Genomic DNA, 299 nt, shown 5'->3' on the forward strand with positions numbered 1-299 from the left:
AGATAAAAAGAAAATGTCTTCGACACCACGAGCCTTAATTTCATCAAATATTTGCATCCACTTATGCTTGCTTTCTGTTTCATTAAGCCATAAACCAAGTATTTGTTTCTTTCCATCAATCGTGTACCCTAGAATAGTGTATACTGCATATTCTTTAATTTCATAATCAGTTCTAATTTTAGTATATAAACAATCCACAAATACAAATGTATAGCACTTTTCCAATGGTCTAGTTTGCCATTCTTCCATTTCAGGAATAACGGCATCAGTAATATCAGAGATCATTTCATGAGATACAG

The 299-nt window shown here is 32.1% G+C and carries 1 protein-coding gene; it reads right to left on the reverse strand.

The window, feature by feature from the left end:
- A partial coding sequence (locus LQ686_RS14020; RefSeq protein ID WP_239733464.1) for a transposase occupies positions 1-299 on the reverse strand: 299 nt, incomplete at both ends.

The sequence above is a fragment of the Mammaliicoccus sp. J-M41 genome, from assembly GCF_022385935.1.
GTDB lineage: Bacteria > Bacillota > Bacilli > Staphylococcales > Staphylococcaceae > Mammaliicoccus > Mammaliicoccus sciuri_A.